Origin of the sequence: Pantoea sp. R13S299 (assembly GCF_048515925.1) — a bacterium.
Taxonomy (GTDB): Bacteria; Pseudomonadota; Gammaproteobacteria; order Enterobacterales; family Enterobacteriaceae; genus Pantoea.
In genome coordinates this window covers 18,954-36,284 of the sequence record NZ_JBLYEF010000004.1, presented here as the reverse complement: position 1 = coordinate 36,284, position 17,331 = coordinate 18,954, and the positions used below count along the sequence as shown (strand labels likewise).

The window sequence follows — 17,331 nt, the reverse complement described above, 5'->3', positions numbered from 1 at the left end:
GCAAGTCTGAACCGTCAGTTACTGCTTAACGAACTCTTCACCCTGGGCGATATCTTTCTTCAGCGTATCCAGCATGCCTGACAGCGCCTGCTGTTCGAAAGCGCTGAGGGTGCCAATCGGCTTGCGCTCAGCAATCCCGTTTTTACCCAGCAGCAGCGGTTGCGAGAAGAAGCGGGCATGTTCACCCTCACCTTCCACGTAAGCACACTCCACCACATTCGCCTCACCTTTCAGCGCACGAACCAGTGACAGACCGAATCGTGCGGCCGCCTGGCCCATCGACAGCGTAGCCGATCCGCCACCCGCTTTGGCTTCCACCACTTCGGTACCGGCGTTCTGAATGCGTTTGGTCAGATCCGCAACTTCCTGCTCGCTGAAGCTGACGCCTTTAACCTGCGACAGCAGCGGCAGAATGGTCACGCCAGAGTGGCCGCCAATCACCGGAACTTCAACCTGATCAGGCTGCTTACCTTTCAGCGCCGCCACAAAGGTATTGGCGCGAATGATATCCAGCGTAGTCACGCCAAACAGACGATTTTTGTCGTAGACGCCGTGCTTTTTCAGCACTTCTGCTGCAATGGCAACGGTGGTATTGACCGGGTTGGTAATAACGCCAATCAATGCTTTAGGTGCCGTAGTAGCAACCTGTTCAATCAGGTTACGCACGATACCCGCATTAACGTTAAACAGGTCAGCACGATCCATACCCGGTTTACGTGCAACACCAGCAGAAATCAGTACCACATCGGCACCCTGCAAGGCGGGTGTCGCGTCCTCTCCACTGAAGCCCTCAATAGCAACGGCAGTCGGGATATGGCTGAGATCAACGGCAACGCCAGGCGTAACCGGCGCGATGTCGTACAGTGAGAGTTCTGAACCTGCGGGAAGCTGGGTTTTGAGCAGAAGTGCGAGCGCCTGGCCTATGCCGCCAGCGGCACCGAGAACGGCAACTTTCATTCTTAACTCCTTATTAAGGTGGGGCAGAGATGGGCCGAAATTCTATCTGTGTCAGACCTTAATCAACTGCTCAGGCGATGATAAATATCCGCTGTTAATTCTACGTGTTTTCACACTTAATCGCCGGATTCAAAAGTTACTTATCATTGCGCCTGAATGACCGACAACTTTGCCGTCGTCAGACAGAGAACGGCTACGAGCGTTTTCTGTTACTACTTCTGTTACTACACCACCAATAATATAACAACTTTGCAACCTTCGCCTTCCGGGGCTGTGACGGGGGTTTTGGTCTGAGCGGATTTATTTGTTATTATCGCCGCCCGCTAGCCGCCCGAACCCTGCTCATCAATCGACCGATTGCATAAAAATGCATTTAAATGCATAATCACCACTCTGCCGCAGGCGGCTGCGCGGTTATTCTCTCTATTTATTGGTAACCTATGCGAAACCCATCGAAACAAGACGATCTGATCAAGGCTTTTAAAGCCTTATTAAAAGAAGAAAAATTCAGTTCCCAGGGCGAAATTGTTCAGGCGCTTCAGGATGAGGGCTTTGAAAATATCAATCAGTCCAAAGTCTCGCGGATGCTGACCAAGTTTGGCGCAGTGCGCACCCGCAATGCCAAGATGGAGATGGTCTATTGCCTGCCCGCTGAGCTGGGTGTGCCGACCACCACCAGCCCGTTGAAAAACCTGGTACTGGATATCGACTACAACGATGCGCTGGTCGTAATTCATACCAGCCCGGGCGCAGCACAGCTGATTGCACGCCTGCTGGATTCACTGGGTAAGTCAGAAGGGATTCTTGGCACCATTGCTGGCGATGACACGATCTTTATCACCCGTGCGCGCGACTTTACGGTTAAGCAGCTGCACAGCGCGATCCTCAACCTGTTTGAACAGGAACTCTGATCGCTGACTGACGGCCTGCACTCCCGCGCCAGGTCGTCAGTTTGTTCTCTCTTCCCATAGCTTTACGTCACACTACCCTGCTACTTAATGAGCAATAAGCCTGCTTTCATGCCCCTGACCGTTGGTCAGATCGCTTACTATGCTTCACTTTTTGCGCTATTTTACACTGCTTTACATCACTGATCCGGCACCAATACCCGGATCCAGATCAAACTCCAGTCCGATATATCCCCTGGTTTCGCACTAAACGTTAAAGTGATCTATCTCACTGTTTTTGTGATTAAAAACAGACCAAAGGCTATTTTTCATGCAGTTTTTATAACGTTAAGTTATTAAAAGTAGCCATAAGGATAAAGAATCACAAAAAAACATTATTAGCGGAGTATTAATTTCTGTCGTTATTAGTTCTATACTTCTTTTCGTGATGCAAATCACACTAACTAGAAAGATAAAAATAGACGACGAGGAAATATCTATGAACGTAAAAACTACCATCGCTGCCCTGAGCATTCTCTCTGCCCTCTCATTTGGTGCTGTGGCCGCAGAATCTATCAATGCTTCTCAGGCTCAGGATCTGCAGGCTGTCGGCACCATCAGTGTCAGCGGCGTATCGGGTTCACCAATGGATATCAGGCAGAAACTCAGCGACAAAGCCGATCAGCAGGGCGCAAAAGCCTATCGCGTGATTGAGGCCTACAACAACGGCAATTATCACGCTACCGCCGCACTCTATAACTAAGGCGTAACCCGATAATGCCATTGGCTCTCTGTCTGACGCGCCTTTTGCGCTCCGGAGAGCTAAAGCAAAAACTTCAGGAGAGTTGACCATGAAAATGAAATTAGCGATTGCCGCACTGAGCCTGGCCTCCCTGTTCTCAGTGGGCGCCAGCGCCGCAAGCCTGGTATCTAATGAACAGGCACAGGGTCTGCAGCCAATGAATCAGACCATCAGCATTGGTGGCCGTAACGGCGACCAGACGCATATTCGTCAGGTGCTGTCAGAGAAAGCCGATGCACAGGGCGCAAGCCACTATCGCATCATCGAAAACAACCAGGACAACACCTGGCATGTTACCGCTGAGCTTTATAAATAATTAACCGTGATGACGCCTGAAGGCGCATAACAAATATCGACGACCCGCCTCTATGAGTAACCGCAGGTTGTTGATTGTATTGAGGAGATAATCATGAATATCAAAACAACCATCGCTACAGTCAGTCTGCTTTCCGTTATGGCGTTCGGCGCATCAGCCGCACAACTGGTAACCGCCGATCAGACGCAGAACCTGCAGCCTGCGGGCACCGTAAGCATCAGTGGAACCGCGGGAGCACCAATGGATTACCGCGCTGAGCTTTCACAGAAAGCCGATGAACAGGGTGCCAGCGCCTATAAAGTGATTGAAGCGCGCACCGGTGATAACTATCACATCACCGCACAGCTTTATAAGTAATTCCTCGTCAGATTTATGACGAACCCTTTGGCCCCGCTCGCCGGGGCCTTTTTTCATCTGACGTTTTATCTGACGTTAAAGTGCAGCCGGCCTTCCAGCTCCTCTTCCGCTTCATCAAATAACAGAATCAGTGCGCCATAGCGCCGTCGCTGTCCCCTGCCCAGATTGACGAACTCAATCTCCAGCGGCATCGGTAACAGATCGCCCGTCACCACATCCCATAATCCATCCAGATCGCAGATACGGCGCTCCTCCAGCGAAAACCGCTCGGCGAACTGGCGGAAGAAATGGGCCTGGTCGACAATTTCATTAAAATCAAAACGCTCGATTTTCATGCTGACGGCTCCCATGCTCCGTCTGCGGGCGACTTTTGCCGCCCGGCTGTGTCCCGGTTAGCTCAAACCGCCTAGGTGCAGCGTTTTGACCTCCAGATACTCTTCCATGCCGAGTACTGAACCTTCGCGGCCCAGCCCCGACTCTTTCACGCCACCAAACGGTGCCAGCTCAGTGGAAACAGCACACTCGTTAATGCCGATCATGCCGCTTTCCAGCGCGGCTGAAACACGAAACACCCGTTGCAGATTCTGGGTGTAAAAGTAAGCAGCGAGGCCGAATGGTGTATTGTTGGCCCGGCGGATCACGTCCTCTTCATCATCGAAACGGAAGCAGGCGGCTACCGGACCAAACGTCTCTTCCTGCGCGAGCTGCATATCTTCGTGCGCCTCGGTAATGACGGTTGGCTGCCAGAAGTTGCCGCCCAGCGCATGTCGCTCGCCACCCGCCAGTAATTTGCCGCCTTTGGCTACTGCATCTTTTACGTGCTGCTCAACCTTTTCCACCGCCGACGCTTCAATCAATGGTCCGACAATCACGCCTTCGTCCATGCCGTTGCCCACCTTCAGCTTGTTCACTTCGGCAGCCAGTTGCTGAGTGAAACGGTTATAGATGGCATTCTGGATATAGAACCGGTTTACGCTGACGCACACCTGGCCTGCATTACGGAATTTGTTGGCAATCGCACCCTGTACAGCGGCATCAATGTCGGCATCGTCGAACACGATGTACGGGGCATTCCCCCCTAATTCCATCGACACTTTTTTCATGGTTTCGGCAGCATTACGCATCAGCAGCTTGCCTACCTGGGTGGAGCCGGTGAACGAGATTTTACGCACTGCTTTGCTGGCCATGATCGCATCGCTGATGGCATGGGTATCCCCCGCCACCGCGTTCAGTACGCCATCCGGCACGCCCGCCTGTTTCGCCAGCGCCAGCAGGGCAAAGGCGGAGAGCGGCGTGTTATTAGCGGGTTTAATAATGCCGGTGCAGCCCGCCGCCAGGGCTGGCCCCAGTTTGCGGGTCAGCATCGCCATCGGGAAATTCCACGGCGTGATGGCAGCCACCACGCCAATCGGCTCACGGGTTGCCAGAATACGGGAACCCGGTTTTGCGGGCGGAATGATCTCACCATTGGCCCGTTTCGCCTGCTCGGCAAACCACTGAATGAAACTGGCGGCGTACTCAACTTCCCCTTCCGCCTCTTTCAGGGGCTTGCCCTGTTCGGTCGTCATCAGCTGTCCCAGCCAGCGCTTGTTTTCAATGATCAGCTGGTACCAGCGAGTGAGAATTTCAGCACGTGCTTTTGCGGTCTGCGCACGCCAGGCGGGAAAGGCACGTTCTGCGGCGGCGATAGCCTGTTCCGTTTCAGCTTTACTGGCTTTTGCTACCTGCGCAATCACCTCACCGGTTGCCGGATTGGTCACGTCAAAGGTAGAGGCAGCCTGATGCCACTGGCCGTCGGCCAAATAGCCGGTCTGGAACAGTTCGCTCTCTTGCAGTGATTTCATTGATTCGCTCCTGTCAGTTTTGCTCTTCCGTCAGGAGAGTATAGTTGGCAAAAGCGACAGATTTTGTGATGGGCGGGGATTGCGCAGGCCGCTACAGGTCGCAGCGGCCAGATTCAGATTTGGATGAGCGTGTTCTGGTACTTATCCAGCATCATCGCCAGTCGTTTTACTGGTTCCGTTACGCTGACAGGCGCATCGTAATGGGCCAGTTTTTCCTGATAGACATCGAGTTCTTTCAGCAGGCGTTCAAAGTAGTAACGCCGCTTGTCATCGCTGCTGGCGGAGATCACCCGGTCCGCGGTGTAGCGCAGCTGCCGATGATAAGCAGAGAGATCGTCATTAACCGGCACTTCCGCGTCGCGTAACCGCTGATGACCGATGATAAGTGTTAGTGCGATGCGATACTTATTGATGTCGCCCGGAAACAGGTTCAGCAGCAGAAACAGTTGCTGATAGAGCGCAGGCAGATGGTTTTCACGCCGACGCGCCTGATTGGTGGTCATGGCCGAGACCGCTGCATACATAAAGCGATTCAGCAGTTTGCGTCCGGTGCGCGCCTTTGATTTATCACGAATCAGCAGGATGACCATCATCGCCACAAAGCAGCCGATAACCTGACCGAGCACGTTGTCGAGGAAGACGTTAAAGCGGAACTGCATCGGGTTATCAAGAACCAGCACATTGAGGGTGCCAATTAACGCCCCGAGCGTGCCGAGCTGACGCCGCTGAATGAAGATGCCACCGATAAAACCCAGCAGGCCGATTGCGATGCAGAGCAGCAGTGCGCTTTGCTGCGTACCGGGGAGAACATACATAAAGTAGAGCGCACCCAGCGGAACCGCGACGATCATGCCGTAGAGAAAATCCTTCGCCATCATCAGCGGGTTGGGCATACGCATCGCCAGCGCGGTGATGACGGCCAGCATGACCATGCAGCCGCTGCCTGAGGTCCAGCCGGTATAGAGCCAGAACAGCGATCCCAGCGCGGTAGCCACAAAAGTGCGGATTCCGTTAATCATCGCATGATGGGTTTCAGCGGAACGCGCCTGAATTACCACTTCACGCTGCAGAATTTCCTCTTCAAGCGAGGTAATCCGGCTGTTGCTTTTAATCCCTTTGAGCAGCAGCAGATATTCGGTAGCGGTGCCGACCCAACTGGCCAGCGTGACCGGCGTTGTTTTGCCCGAAGCACCCATCACCCGCCGCATCACTTTCATCCGCTTATGCACCTCTTCAATGGTCGAGGCTGGCTTTTCAACCATCAACCGATACTGGGGCGGAATATAATCAGGACGGGAATTCTGGATCAGAAAGGTTTCGGCAGCCTGCGTAATCAGCGTCAGCGACAGGGTATTGAGCATCTGCAAACGGCGGTTGCTGTTCTTCCAGCGGGACGATTCCATCATCAGCTGACTGCGCATGCTGTTCAGTGCCGTGGTGCGCCGTACCAGCGCGCTCCAGGCTTTATCGACCTCGTCTTTGTCCGCATGAGCGACGCAGAGTTGCAGCAGGTGATAGTGCGCCACCAGCAGTGAGTCGACCTCCGCATCGATCACTTTTTTAATCGAACGGGGTGAGAAGATCATGTCGGCCAGGATGGCGCACAGAATCCCGAGTACGATTTCACTGCAGCGTTCTACCGCATATTGTGGCACCAGCGTCAGACCGCCGCTGGCGTTGGCCGTCACCACAATAATCAGCGCGGTGTAGCCCGCCAGTCCCAGCGCATAGGAGTTCTCTACCTTGATCAGCGAAGAGAGCCAGACGCAGAGTCCTGCCCAGATGCAGCACAGCAGCAGCATTACGACCGGCGCACGAACGGTGGCGATCATGATAGTCAGCGCGGCGATACAGCCGATAAATGTCCCGATAATACGTAACACACCGCGATAGCGCAGCGCCCCTGAATAGGGATCGCCACCGGCCGCAAACGCGGTGCCGCCCGCCACGATCCCGGCGGTCATCACCGCCCAGCGTGGCGTTTCAAGGTTGAGATGAAAGCCGACCATCAGCGCTAACACCAGCGCAAAGGTGAGCTTTACCGGGAACCGCAGGAACTGAATCATATCGCCCTCTTAACCAAACTCACGCAGGCGATTAAACAGTCGGATCATCGGTGAAACATGCTCAGGCTGACGATCGGCCTGACCGGTGATAACCACCGTTGCCGTGGTACCCGCCGGGAAGCGATTGCCGGGCTGCTGATCAAGCCGGATGCGGACCGGCACACGCTGCGCCAGACGGACCCACTCCAGGTTGGAATCTACCGTCGCCATCCCTTTGCTGTCGACTGAGCTGCTGCTGTTGGTCACGCCCGCCGCCACGCTGTCAACGGTGCCACGCAACACAATATTGCTGCCGAGTGGGGTCACTTCCGCGCGGAATCCCCTCTCCACGCCATGCAGTTTGGTCTCTTCCAGGTAAGCCAGCACATAGAAAGAGTGCTGCTGCACCAGCGCCACCGCCACAGAACCACGGGTAATAAACTCGCCCTGGTAAACATTGAGGTTAGTGACCCAGCCATCGGAAGGCGCTTTCACGGTGGTGCGCTCAAGGTCGATCGCAGCCAGATCGCGTGTCGCCACCGATTTCGCCAGCTGATGCTCACTGGTTTGCAGATCGTTGTTGGATTGCTCAATCGCCTCGCGGGACATTGCTGAGGTGCCAAGCTGATTACGGCGTCCGGCTTCGCGACGTTTCTCACTGACCAGCGCCTGGTAATATTCAACATCCGCCTGAGCCTGATCGAGCGCTTTCTGGTAGCGCGGCCGGTCAACGACAAACAGGGTATCGCCCTTCTTCACCAGTTGGTTGTCGTGTACCGGGACCTCGGTAATCAGGCCGGTAACATCCGGCGAGATCGCCACCACGTCAGCCGCGAAACGCGCATCACGCGTCCAGGGCGATTCGGTATAGAACACCCAGGCGCGGAAGATGATGACCACAGCAATGATGACCAGCAGGATAGTGATCGCGTAGCGCGCGATTTTTCTTATGAGTGCTTTCACTTCAACCTCAGACTAATAAACGGGAGACAAGGTAAAACACACAGCAGTAAAGCGCTGTATTAAAAAGTGCCGGATGCCAGACAAGATCGTAGATACCGCTCGGCGTCAGCACACGTTTCACTAACCAGAACAGCATCAGTGAAATAATAAGTTCGATGAAAACGGGCGGAAAAGAGAGCCCAAACATGACAAATACCGGAAGCACACTCATCACAAATCCTTAGTTCGACCTTGCCGGGATACTTCGTTGCCTTTTCAGATGTCGCAGGAAAACCCTCTGGCAGCGCTATCCGAACCGCAGCTGGCTTAATAATAGCGTATCATCGAAGGGTATCAGGCAATGAAGAATCACCGGGAAATACCCCGGCGCGCTTATAATAACGCGCCTGACTATAAGTTTTCTACAGAAGGTGATCTAAATCACTTTTAAGCCAGAGTAAACAATGGAACGACTGAAAGGCATGTCTGTCTTTGCCAGAGTGGTTGAACTGGGCTCATTTACCGCTGCGGCGCGTCAGCTTCATCTGAGCGTCTCATCGATTAGCCAGATCGTCGCGAAACTGGAAGATGCATTGCAGGTTAAGCTGCTGAATCGCAGTACCCGCAGTATCGGACTGACCGAAGCGGGTAAAATCTATTATCAGGGCTGCCGTCGTATGCTGGCGGAAGCGACGCAGGTGCATGAGCAGCTCTATGCGTTTAACAATACGCCGATTGGCGTACTGCGAATTGGCAGCTCCTCGACCATGGCGCAGAACGTGTTAGCCGGTATGACCAGCGATATGCTGCGGGAATATCCTGGGCTGAGTGTGAATCTGGTCACCGGCGTGCCGGCTCCGGATTTGATTGCGGATGGTCTGGATCTGGTGATTCGGGTAGGTGCATTAAAAGACTCCAGCCTCTTTTCGCGTCGTCTTGGCGCAATGCCGATGGTGGTGTGCGCCGCAAAAAGCTATCTGGCGCAGCACGGCACGCCGGAGAAGCCGGGTGATATCGATAATTTTTCCTGGCTGGAATATAGCGTTCGACCCGACAATAATTTCGAGCTGATTGCGCCGGAGGGCCTCGTGACCCGCCTGGCACCGCAGGGACGTTTCGTGACCAATGATTCGCTGACGTTGATCCGCTGGCTGAAGTCGGGCAATGGCATCGCCTATGTGCCGATGATGTGGGTGATTGATGAGATCACCGCAGGGGAGATCGATATTCTGTTTCCGCAGTATCAGTCCGATCCGCGTCCGGTCTATGCGCTCTATACCGAGAAAGATAAGTTGCCGCTCAAGGTGCAGGTCTGTATCGATTATCTGACCGGCTATTTTGAACAGGTGGCCGAGCAGTATCAGCAGCACCGTAAAAGCTAGCAAGAGATTGTTGACAACATCTGCCCCGGCCAGCTGTGAGACCCAGCCAGCGAAGGGAACACGGTCAGATCGGAAAGACGCAAAAGATGTCATCCCTGACACGCTCGGCCCGCGCCATCCGTGGCGCGGTACGCTTTCCTCCTCTGCCCGTGTTCCCTGCGCTTTCAGCTATTGCATTGCTGCCAGGTTCATCCGGCTTTGGATTTGTCAGCATTCTGACAACCCGCCGGGCGGCGGGTTGTTAAGGTCACATCAGGCGGTGCCGCCGATGGTCAGTTTATCCAGCTTCAGGGTAGGCTGACCGACACCGACCGGCAGGCTCTGGCCCTCTTTACCGCAGACGCCCACGCCTTTATCCAGCGCCAGGTCATTACCCACCATCGAGATCTGCTGCATCGCTTCAATGCCGGAGCCAATCAGCGTGGCACCTTTGACCGGTTTGGTGATTTTGCCGTTCTCAATCAGATAAGCCTCTGAAGTTGAGAAGACAAATTTGCCGGAGGTGATATCCACCTGACCACCACCAAAGTTCGGCGCATAGATGCCGTACTCAACACTTTCAATAATATCCTGCGGCGATGATTTGCCTGCCAGCATATAAGTGTTGGTCATGCGCGGCATCGGCAGATGCGCGTAAGATTCACGGCGTCCGTTACCGGTCGGGCTGACGCCCATCAGACGCGCGTTCAGCTTGTCCTGCATGTAGCCTTTCAGCATACCATTCTCAATCAGCATGTTGTACTGGCCGGGAACGCCTTCATCATCCACCGCCAGTGAACCGCGCAGCCCTTCAAGGGTGCCGTCATCTACCACGGTACAGAGTTCAGACGCGACTTGCTGACCGATTTTACCGCTGAACACCGAGGTGCCACGGCGGTTGAAGTCACCTTCCAGACCGTGACCGACCGCTTCATGGAGCAGGACGCCAGGCCAGCCCGCGCCCAGCACCACCGGCAACGCGCCAGCAGGTGCCGCCACAGCAGAGAGATTAACCAGCGCCATGCGCACCGCTTCACGCGCCCAGGCGTCAGCGCGCACTTCGCCATTTTCATCTTCAAGGAAGAACGCATAACCGGTACGTGCACCGCCGCCGCTTGCGCCGCGCTCACGCTTGCCCTGGTCTTCAACCTGAACGCTGATAGAGAGGCGAACCAGCGGACGAACGTCTGCCGCCAGCGTGCCGTCAGTCGCGGCTACCAGTACCTGCTCATAAACACCGGTCAGGCTGGCATTCACTTCCTGTACGCGCGGGTCAGCCGCACGGGCGACTTTATCAACGCGATGCAGCAGGGCAATTTTGTCTTCACGCGTCAGGCTGCTCAGCGGATCGACCGCCGAATAGAGCGAACGGTTCATCACGGCAGACAGCGTGTGTGCCTTGCCATTGCCCTGTTCACGCACAATGCTGCGTGCCGCTTCAGAAGAGAGACGCAGCGCATTCAGCGTGATCTGGTCTGCATAGGCGAAGCCGGTTTTCTCACCGCTGACCGCGCGCACGCCCACACCCTGATCGATATGGTATGAGCCATCTTTTATAATTTTGTCTTCCAGCACCCAGGATTCGTGAAAGCTGGACTGAAAATAGAGATCGGCATAATCCAGACGACGTTCTGAAAGCTGCCCTAACAGGGAAAATAGGTCCTGCTGATTAATGCCGTTAGCAGTCAGTAACTGCTCACTTACCAGGTTCAGAGTCATCGTTTCTCACTCATTATGTGCTCAGATAATCATAGCCTGCGGTAATTCCGGTACGGCGTCAAATTCACTTGTTGTCTGTTTCACGCGGTTTACGCAGCACTTCATTGATTTCCGGTTTATCCAGCGGGCCACTGATGTGATAACGCAGCAGCGATATCTTGTTCCACAGCGGTCCCAGAACTTTACTGGCGGCAAACACCGCCGCGCCAATCACCGGATTAATGGCGAAGGCGGTTGCCACACCGACCGAGGCGGATATTTCAGGGGCAACCACCGCTTCCATGTCGATCTGACGCTTCACCAGGTCGAGATTGCCCTGCATCGCAATGTCCGCTTCCAGCCCATCTACCAGCAGGTTGTCGGTGCGCATCATGCCGTTTTCGATCCAGGCCGTGCCGTTAATCGAATCGAAATAGAACGAGTTGGTGAAGGTGTCGCTAAAGTCGAAGCGCAGTTTGCGCAGCAGCGCATCAAAGCTTACCAGCCGCAGGATTTTCCCGGCCGTGCCGGTATTGACATCCGCGATCTGGCCTTTGCCAAAGTGGGTCTTAAGTGTGCCACTCAGCGTCTCAGCCGAGGGCTGCCAGGGCGCTGAACGCCAGTGCAGGTCGTAAGTAATATCAAATGGCGAATCGCGCAGCGGCGTGTTGACGCCAAACCAGTTGGTCGCGTTATTAATATTCGGACCCTTGAGCGTGCCCTTCAGCGAGGTGCGCTGGTCTTCCGGCCGATTGACCCACTCACCATTGATTTTCAGCTGCGAACTGCCGGTATCCACTTTCCCGTTAGTAAGCGCTAACGTATCTCCTTTAGGTTGCAGCATCGCGGATACCTGACCATATTTCTGACCCAGTACCCAGCACTCTTTGCAGCGCAACTGCAGGGCAGGCCACTGGCTGAAGTTAATGTTTGTAGCTTGCTGAGGAGGCGCTTTGCCGCCTTTACCTGCATCGTTATCCCACTGCGGATTGTAGTAGAGGTAATCCAGGTTCACCTGCCACGGTGCTTTGGGCGCCATTGTCAGCGCACCACGTAGCTCTTTCGCATTGACGCTGACCTGGCCATTGCCGCCTGAACTCTGAGTCAGTGTCGCTTCAACTTCATGCCATTGCTGCCCCGCCAGCGTGACCGCCGGGCTGCGCAGAGTCATGTTACCCGGCAGCGTGACGCCACCCGTCTTGAAGTCACCGCCCCCGCCGGTCGCACCCGCACCTGCAGAACCGCCGGCAGCCATCATCGCTACCCAGGCCTCGCCATCCAGCGCAGGCAGGTTCAGCACCATGCCGGGATGATCGGGCAGCGCAGGCGTTTTCCGGGCATCATTCAGCCAGATGCCGCGGTCAACACGCAGCGTCGGCTCCAGCAACCAGCGGCTGTTAAAGCGATGGTTTGCATCGACGCTGCCGCTGAGATCGAAATGGCTAAGGTCGCCGCTGGCCTGAATGGCAACTGGCATCGCCTCACCGGCTTTCTTGTCGAGCGGCGAAGGTAAGTGACTACTTACTCCTTTGGCATTACCGTTCAGCAGCACGTCATACCGCGCCCCGCCATGATGGGGCAGCGTGATATTAACGTCGCCCTGCCAGGGGAAATGCCCGCCCAACTGTTTGCTGACGGCTGCCGGGATCTCGCTGATTTTCGCGGGTTGCCAGTCGCCCTGAAGTTTGACGTTCACGCCAAAGTCGTCCGGATTCTCTTTGGTGCTGAAACGGACGCCCATCGGCTGACCGAACCAGTTCGCCCGCAGATCCTCACTGGCCAGATTGCCGTTGTCGTAACGGAAGCGGCCTGAGAGGTTGTTGATCGTGGTTTTTAACGGCTTGATAAACAGCGAATTATTATTCAGGTCGACATTGCCGCGGGCATGTACCTGCTGGCCATCCAGCGGAATATCCAGATTCAGATGACCGCCGACGCGGCCTTTGATTTGCAACTGCTCCAGCGCGGCACCCAGTGAAGGTTTCAGCGGCGACTGGTCGAAATAGTCAGCGATCTGCTGGCCTTCACCACTGATATCGCCATCGATAATCAGTTTTTCTTTCAGGTAGTCCGGGATCACCGCCGTGACGTTACGCGCGTCCACCTCGCCGAGTCGGGCCACTGGCGCTTTCATCCACAGACCGTCGTTCAGGAAGTTGAGGTCGATGTCGAGATTGCTCAGCGCCGGCCATTTGGGCTGAAACTCATAGGTCGCCTGGCGAAGAGGCACCCAGACCTGGAACATGCCATCATTGTGCTTGAACGGGAACAGCGCCGGGTTACCGGCAAACAGCAGCGTGGCGTTGTCCACCTTGCCGCCCTTCACTGCCCCACTCAGATAGTGCGTCAGACTGTTACCCATCAGCGGCACCGGGAAGTAGCGCCAGGCATCGCCCGCATCGGTAAGCCGGATACCCGCCAGAATATCCAGACGTGGCTCACCGCCGCTATTCTGCTGGTAGCTGAAGTCGCCGCGCGCCCAGAGCGAACGCGCTTCCAGGTCAAGATTTTCACCCGCCAGCGTCAGGCCATGTTCATCTTTAAGCCAGCGCAGTGCACCGGTCACCCGCTTAATTTCTAACGGAGCCTGGAACATATCGCCATAGGGAACGGTCGCCGCCCCCATATCCACACTGACCTGACCATTGCTCAGGCTACCGCGCGCTTCACCGCTTAAGTGGCTGATGCCCGGCAACAATTTCCAGTGCTGCCAGCTGAAATCACGCCACTTCACCTGTACACGGGTTTTTTCAGGCTGCTGTAACGGAATATCCAGCGCCAGGCCATCGATGGTGCCCTGTGGCTGCAGCGTCTGCCAGTTTTCAAATAGCGCCGGAGAGAGTGGCGCAAACAGCGGAACGATCGGCGCAATATGACTCAGCACCAGTTGTGTGGCGCGAACCCGCACTTCCGGCTGACCATCCGGCCCCAGCATCTGCTTATCTTCAGGACGCCATAACAGCGAGAAGTGACCGGCGGGCCAGGACTCGCCGTCGGTGCTGAGCCGGGTCTGTGGCACATTGACCACCCAGCCATTCTGGAAACGTGAGAGGTGCGCGGTCAGCCCATCGACCTCGATGCGGTGTCGTCCGGTCTCGCCCTGCCAGCTGGCTCCGCCCTTGCGCAGCAGCAGATCACCGGCATAGATGTCGCCATCACGCAGGTTGACCCAGGCTGCCAGGCTGAAGCGGGCGCTGTCCAGACGGGTATTGTCGCGCACCCAGCGGCCCAGCCACGGACGCATATCGACGTCGTCGGCCTGCATCCAGATGCGGCCATCATTGAGTAAACCGTTACTGTCGTTGAGATCGAGTCGAACCTGTACTACGCCGTGCTGGCCGGTAAAGCTCGACAGACTGACTTCGCCTTCGGCCCGGTGGCGATTATTTTCATTGACCCAGGTAAGTCGCGGGATCGCCAGCTCAGCATGCTGGCCGGATGGGGTGCGGAAACGGATGGTGCTGTCACGCAGGTCGAAGTGGTCAAACTGCCGCAGGAAGAGTTCGTTAATCTGCGCCGGACGGAAGCTGTTTTTCTCTTTGTCGTTGTCGAGCAGGGGACGATTGGTGTCGAGATGCAGCTGCCAGAAGGTCAGGTCGCGGAACTGCCAGCGCCAGTGCAGCAGGGATTGCCAGACGTCGAGCGCCAGATTGATGCGATTGATGGTGAGCTTGCCGTTCTCATGCAGATCGACGCTGAGATCGCGAACCTGCAGAGTTGGGCCAAAGTTCTCCCATTTGCCCTCTAACTGGCTGGCGTTAACCGGCACTCCGCTTCGATCGGAGATGAATTGAAGAAGGTTGCTGCGATAGCTGTCGAGATGCGGCATCACCAGACGCAATCCGCTGACCAGCAGCGCGACAATCACGATGATTGCCGCGACCAGCAGTAACATAATCTTCGGCAACTGCCTCACTCACGCCTCTCCTTGTGTTCCGTAAACGACGGATAGTTGGTTCTCATACCCGACCGTCTCCAGATAAAAGCGTTAAAAACGCGCATTTTATCCCAAACAAGGGCGATTTTTCAGCCCGATATCCGAAGAAACCGGTCACGGGCTGGCGTTACATCATCACCACGTCGAACTGCTCCTGAGTGTAGAGCGCTTCGACATGAACTTTAACCTGCTTGCCGACAAAGATTTCCACTTCAGCCAGTGCATGAGACTCGTCGGTTTTTAACGCCTCGCCGACCGTCGGTGAAACATAGACCAGAAAACGGTCAGAATCATAGGCATGGTGAACCCGGACAATCTCACGCATGATTTCATAGCAAACCGTTTCAACCGTTTTCAGCGTGCCGCGCCCTTTGCAGACCGGGCAGTCCTGGCACAGGACATGCTCAATACTTTCACGGGTCCGCTTACGCGTCATCTCCACCAGACCCAGGGCCGAGAAGCCATTGATACCGGTTTTGACCCGATCTTTACTGAGCGCACTTTCCAGCGAATGCAGCACGCGACGCCGATGATCTTCATTGCTCATGTCGATGAAGTCGATAATGATGATGCCCCCCAGATTACGCAGTCGCAGCTGACGCGCGATCGCCTGAGTGGCCTCAACATTGGTATTAAAGATCGTCTCTTCCAGATTACGATGGCCGACAAATGCACCGGTGTTGATATCGATGGTGGTCATCGCTTCGGTCTGATCGATGATCAGATATCCGCCTGACTTTAGTTCAACTTTACGATCCAGCGAGCGCTGAATCTCATTTTCGACGTCAAACAGGTCGAAAATAGGCTGTTTGCCGTTGTAGAGCTCCAGCTTACCGGCCATTTCCGGGATGTATTCACCGGTAAATTCCACCAGCATGTCGCAGGTCAGACGCGAGTCGACCCGGATGCGATCCAGCGCGGCACCCGCAAAATCACGCAGAATACGCTGGGCCAGCGCCAGCTCGCCGTAGAGCAGGCAGCGGGTCTGGTTGCGCTTTTTACGCTCGCTGACTTTGGTCCAGAGACGTTTGAGAAAAGCGGCATCCTGCGCCAGTTCCTCTTCTCCGATCCCTTCTGCGGCGGTGCGGATAATAAAGCCGCCGAGGTCGTCGCAGTAGTCAGCCACCACCGCTTTAAGCCGATCGCGCTCTTTCTCACTCTCAATGCGCTGCGAGACACCAACATGCGATGCGCCCGGCATAAAGACCAGATAACGTGAAGGCAGGGTAATGTCCGTAGTCAGCCGGGCGCCTTTGGTGCCCAGCGGATCCTTAACAACCTGAACCACCAGATCCTGTCCCTGACGCACCAGCTCAGCGATATCGCGTACGATGAAGTTTTTCTTTTCATCACCCGCCACACATTCAGTATGCGGCATGATGTCAGAGGCGTGCAGAAAGGCCGCTTTTTCCAGGCCGATATCGACGAAGGCAGCCTGCATGCCGGGCAGAACACGGCTTACCCGTCCTTTGTAAATATTGCCAACAATGCCGCGCCGCGCTTCACGCTCGATATGTATTTCCTGAAGGATGCCGCCGTCGATATAGGCAACACGGGTTTCAGAAGGCGTGACGTTAACCAGTAATTCAGCCGTCATGTTGACCTCTTACAGCACGCAGTGACTGGAAATGGCTGAGCAGCTCCGCTGTCTCAACCAGAGGTAATCCGACCACTGCATGGTAGCTTCCATTAATTTTGCGGACAAAGTTTCCTCCCCTGCCCTGAATACCGTATGCACCCGCTTTATCCATCGGTTCGCCGGTAGCGATATAGTCGTCGATGTCGCTCTCAGTTAAGGTGCGGAATGTCACATCAGTGGTCACGACGCAATCCAGCGCCTGCTGGCTGTCGGCCAGCGCCACCGCCGTCATCACCTGATGCGTATGACCGGAGAGTTTACGCAGCATCGCGTGGGCGTGGGCGGCATCGCGCGGTTTTTCCAGCACTTCGCCATTCAGCACCACAATGGTATCCGCGCCCAGCACCGGCAGATCCTGCCCGACCAGCCTGACACCCGCCTGCGCTTTGTCATTCGCCAGACGGCGGACATAGATCTCCGCCGCTTCATTCGGCTGACGTTGCTCTTCAACGTCAGTCACGATGCGCTCAAAGGTCAGGCCAAGTTGAGTTAACAGCTCACGACGACGCGGTGAACCGGAAGCAAGATAGAGGGTTACCATAAATT

At 55.4% G+C, this 17,331-nt stretch carries 16 protein-coding genes; 6 read left to right on the top strand and 10 right to left on the bottom strand.

Features of this window, described 5'->3' with window-relative positions:
• Window positions 1-18 precede the first annotated feature (18 nt).
• Complete coding sequence (mdh, locus tag ACN1CO_RS17225) at window positions 19-957, bottom strand: malate dehydrogenase (RefSeq protein WP_136197256.1); 939 nt, start codon at window positions 955-957, stop codon at window positions 19-21.
• 440 nt (window positions 958-1,397) lie between these two features.
• Here mdh and argR point away from each other — a divergent pair, with 440 nt between their 5' ends.
• The 4 genes from argR to yhcN (ACN1CO_RS17205) all read left to right on the top strand — a co-directional run bounded on the left by argR (window position 1,398) and on the right by yhcN (ACN1CO_RS17205) (window position 3,319).
• Window positions 1,398-1,868 (top strand): transcriptional regulator ArgR, encoded by a 471-nt coding sequence (argR, locus tag ACN1CO_RS17220; protein WP_009087485.1) that lies wholly within the window; start codon window positions 1,398-1,400, stop codon window positions 1,866-1,868.
• 475 nt (window positions 1,869-2,343) lie between these two features.
• Window positions 2,344-2,607 (top strand): peroxide/acid stress response protein YhcN, encoded by a 264-nt coding sequence (yhcN, locus tag ACN1CO_RS17215; protein WP_419140026.1) that lies wholly within the window; start codon window positions 2,344-2,346, stop codon window positions 2,605-2,607.
• Between the two features lie 88 nt (window positions 2,608-2,695).
• Complete coding sequence (locus ACN1CO_RS17210) at window positions 2,696-2,962, top strand: YdgH/BhsA/McbA-like domain containing protein (RefSeq protein WP_013359194.1); 267 nt, start codon at window positions 2,696-2,698, stop codon at window positions 2,960-2,962.
• Between the two features lie 93 nt (window positions 2,963-3,055).
• Window positions 3,056-3,319 carry a peroxide/acid stress response protein YhcN gene (gene yhcN / locus ACN1CO_RS17205; RefSeq protein WP_419140025.1) on the top strand — a complete coding sequence of 88 codons (264 nt, stop codon included), beginning with the start codon at window positions 3,056-3,058 and terminating at the stop codon, window positions 3,317-3,319.
• Window positions 3,320-3,384: 65 nt separating this feature from the next.
• Here the strand turns inward: yhcN (ACN1CO_RS17205) and ACN1CO_RS17200 are convergent, their stop codons facing one another.
• The 5 genes from ACN1CO_RS17200 to aaeX form a co-directional block, all read right to left on the bottom strand.
• Complete coding sequence (locus ACN1CO_RS17200; protein WP_419140024.1) at window positions 3,385-3,654, bottom strand: barstar family protein; 270 nt, start codon at window positions 3,652-3,654, stop codon at window positions 3,385-3,387.
• A 57-nt stretch (window positions 3,655-3,711) separates the two neighbouring features.
• A complete protein-coding gene (locus tag ACN1CO_RS17195) occupies window positions 3,712-5,163 on the bottom strand; it encodes an NAD-dependent succinate-semialdehyde dehydrogenase (RefSeq protein ID WP_419140023.1) in 1,452 nt (483 codons plus the stop codon).
• A gap of 113 nt (window positions 5,164-5,276) precedes the next feature.
• The gene (gene aaeB / locus ACN1CO_RS17190) at window positions 5,277-7,229 is read right to left on the bottom strand and encodes a p-hydroxybenzoic acid efflux pump subunit AaeB (RefSeq protein ID WP_419140022.1); all 1,953 of its coding nucleotides are present in this window, start codon (window positions 7,227-7,229) and stop codon (window positions 5,277-5,279) included.
• A 9-nt stretch (window positions 7,230-7,238) separates the two neighbouring features.
• On the bottom strand, window positions 7,239-8,171 hold the full coding sequence (gene aaeA, locus ACN1CO_RS17185) for a p-hydroxybenzoic acid efflux pump subunit AaeA (protein ID WP_419140021.1): 933 nt from the start codon (window positions 8,169-8,171) through the stop codon (window positions 7,239-7,241).
• A 7-nt stretch (window positions 8,172-8,178) separates the two neighbouring features.
• Window positions 8,179-8,382, bottom strand: a complete 204-nt coding sequence (gene aaeX, locus ACN1CO_RS17180) for a p-hydroxybenzoic acid efflux pump operon protein AaeX (RefSeq protein ID WP_003855277.1) — start codon at window positions 8,380-8,382, stop codon at window positions 8,179-8,181.
• 232 nt (window positions 8,383-8,614) lie between these two features.
• Here aaeX and aaeR point away from each other — a divergent pair, with 232 nt between their 5' ends.
• On the top strand, window positions 8,615-9,532 hold the full coding sequence (gene aaeR / locus ACN1CO_RS17175) for an HTH-type transcriptional activator AaeR (RefSeq protein ID WP_031592720.1): 918 nt from the start codon (window positions 8,615-8,617) through the stop codon (window positions 9,530-9,532).
• Between the two features lie 86 nt (window positions 9,533-9,618).
• Complete coding sequence (locus ACN1CO_RS17170; RefSeq protein ID WP_419140020.1) at window positions 9,619-9,777, top strand: hypothetical protein; 159 nt, start codon at window positions 9,619-9,621, stop codon at window positions 9,775-9,777.
• A 7-nt stretch (window positions 9,778-9,784) separates the two neighbouring features.
• Here ACN1CO_RS17170 and tldD read toward each other — a convergent pair whose 3' ends face one another.
• The 4 genes from tldD to ACN1CO_RS17150 form a co-directional block, all read right to left on the bottom strand.
• Complete coding sequence (gene tldD / locus ACN1CO_RS17165) at window positions 9,785-11,230, bottom strand: metalloprotease TldD (RefSeq protein WP_419140019.1); 1,446 nt, start codon at window positions 11,228-11,230, stop codon at window positions 9,785-9,787.
• Window positions 11,231-11,294: 64 nt separating this feature from the next.
• Entirely contained in the window at window positions 11,295-15,125 is a 3,831-nt protein-coding gene (gene yhdP, locus ACN1CO_RS17160) for an AsmA2 domain-containing protein YhdP (protein WP_419140018.1), read from the bottom strand.
• Between the two features lie 148 nt (window positions 15,126-15,273).
• Complete coding sequence (rng, locus tag ACN1CO_RS17155) at window positions 15,274-16,743, bottom strand: ribonuclease G (protein ID WP_419140017.1); 1,470 nt, start codon at window positions 16,741-16,743, stop codon at window positions 15,274-15,276.
• Entirely contained in the window at window positions 16,733-17,326 is a 594-nt protein-coding gene (locus ACN1CO_RS17150; RefSeq protein WP_419140016.1) for a Maf family protein, read from the bottom strand. The genes rng and ACN1CO_RS17150 overlap by 11 nt, the downstream gene beginning before the upstream one ends.
• Window positions 17,327-17,331 lie beyond the last annotated feature (5 nt).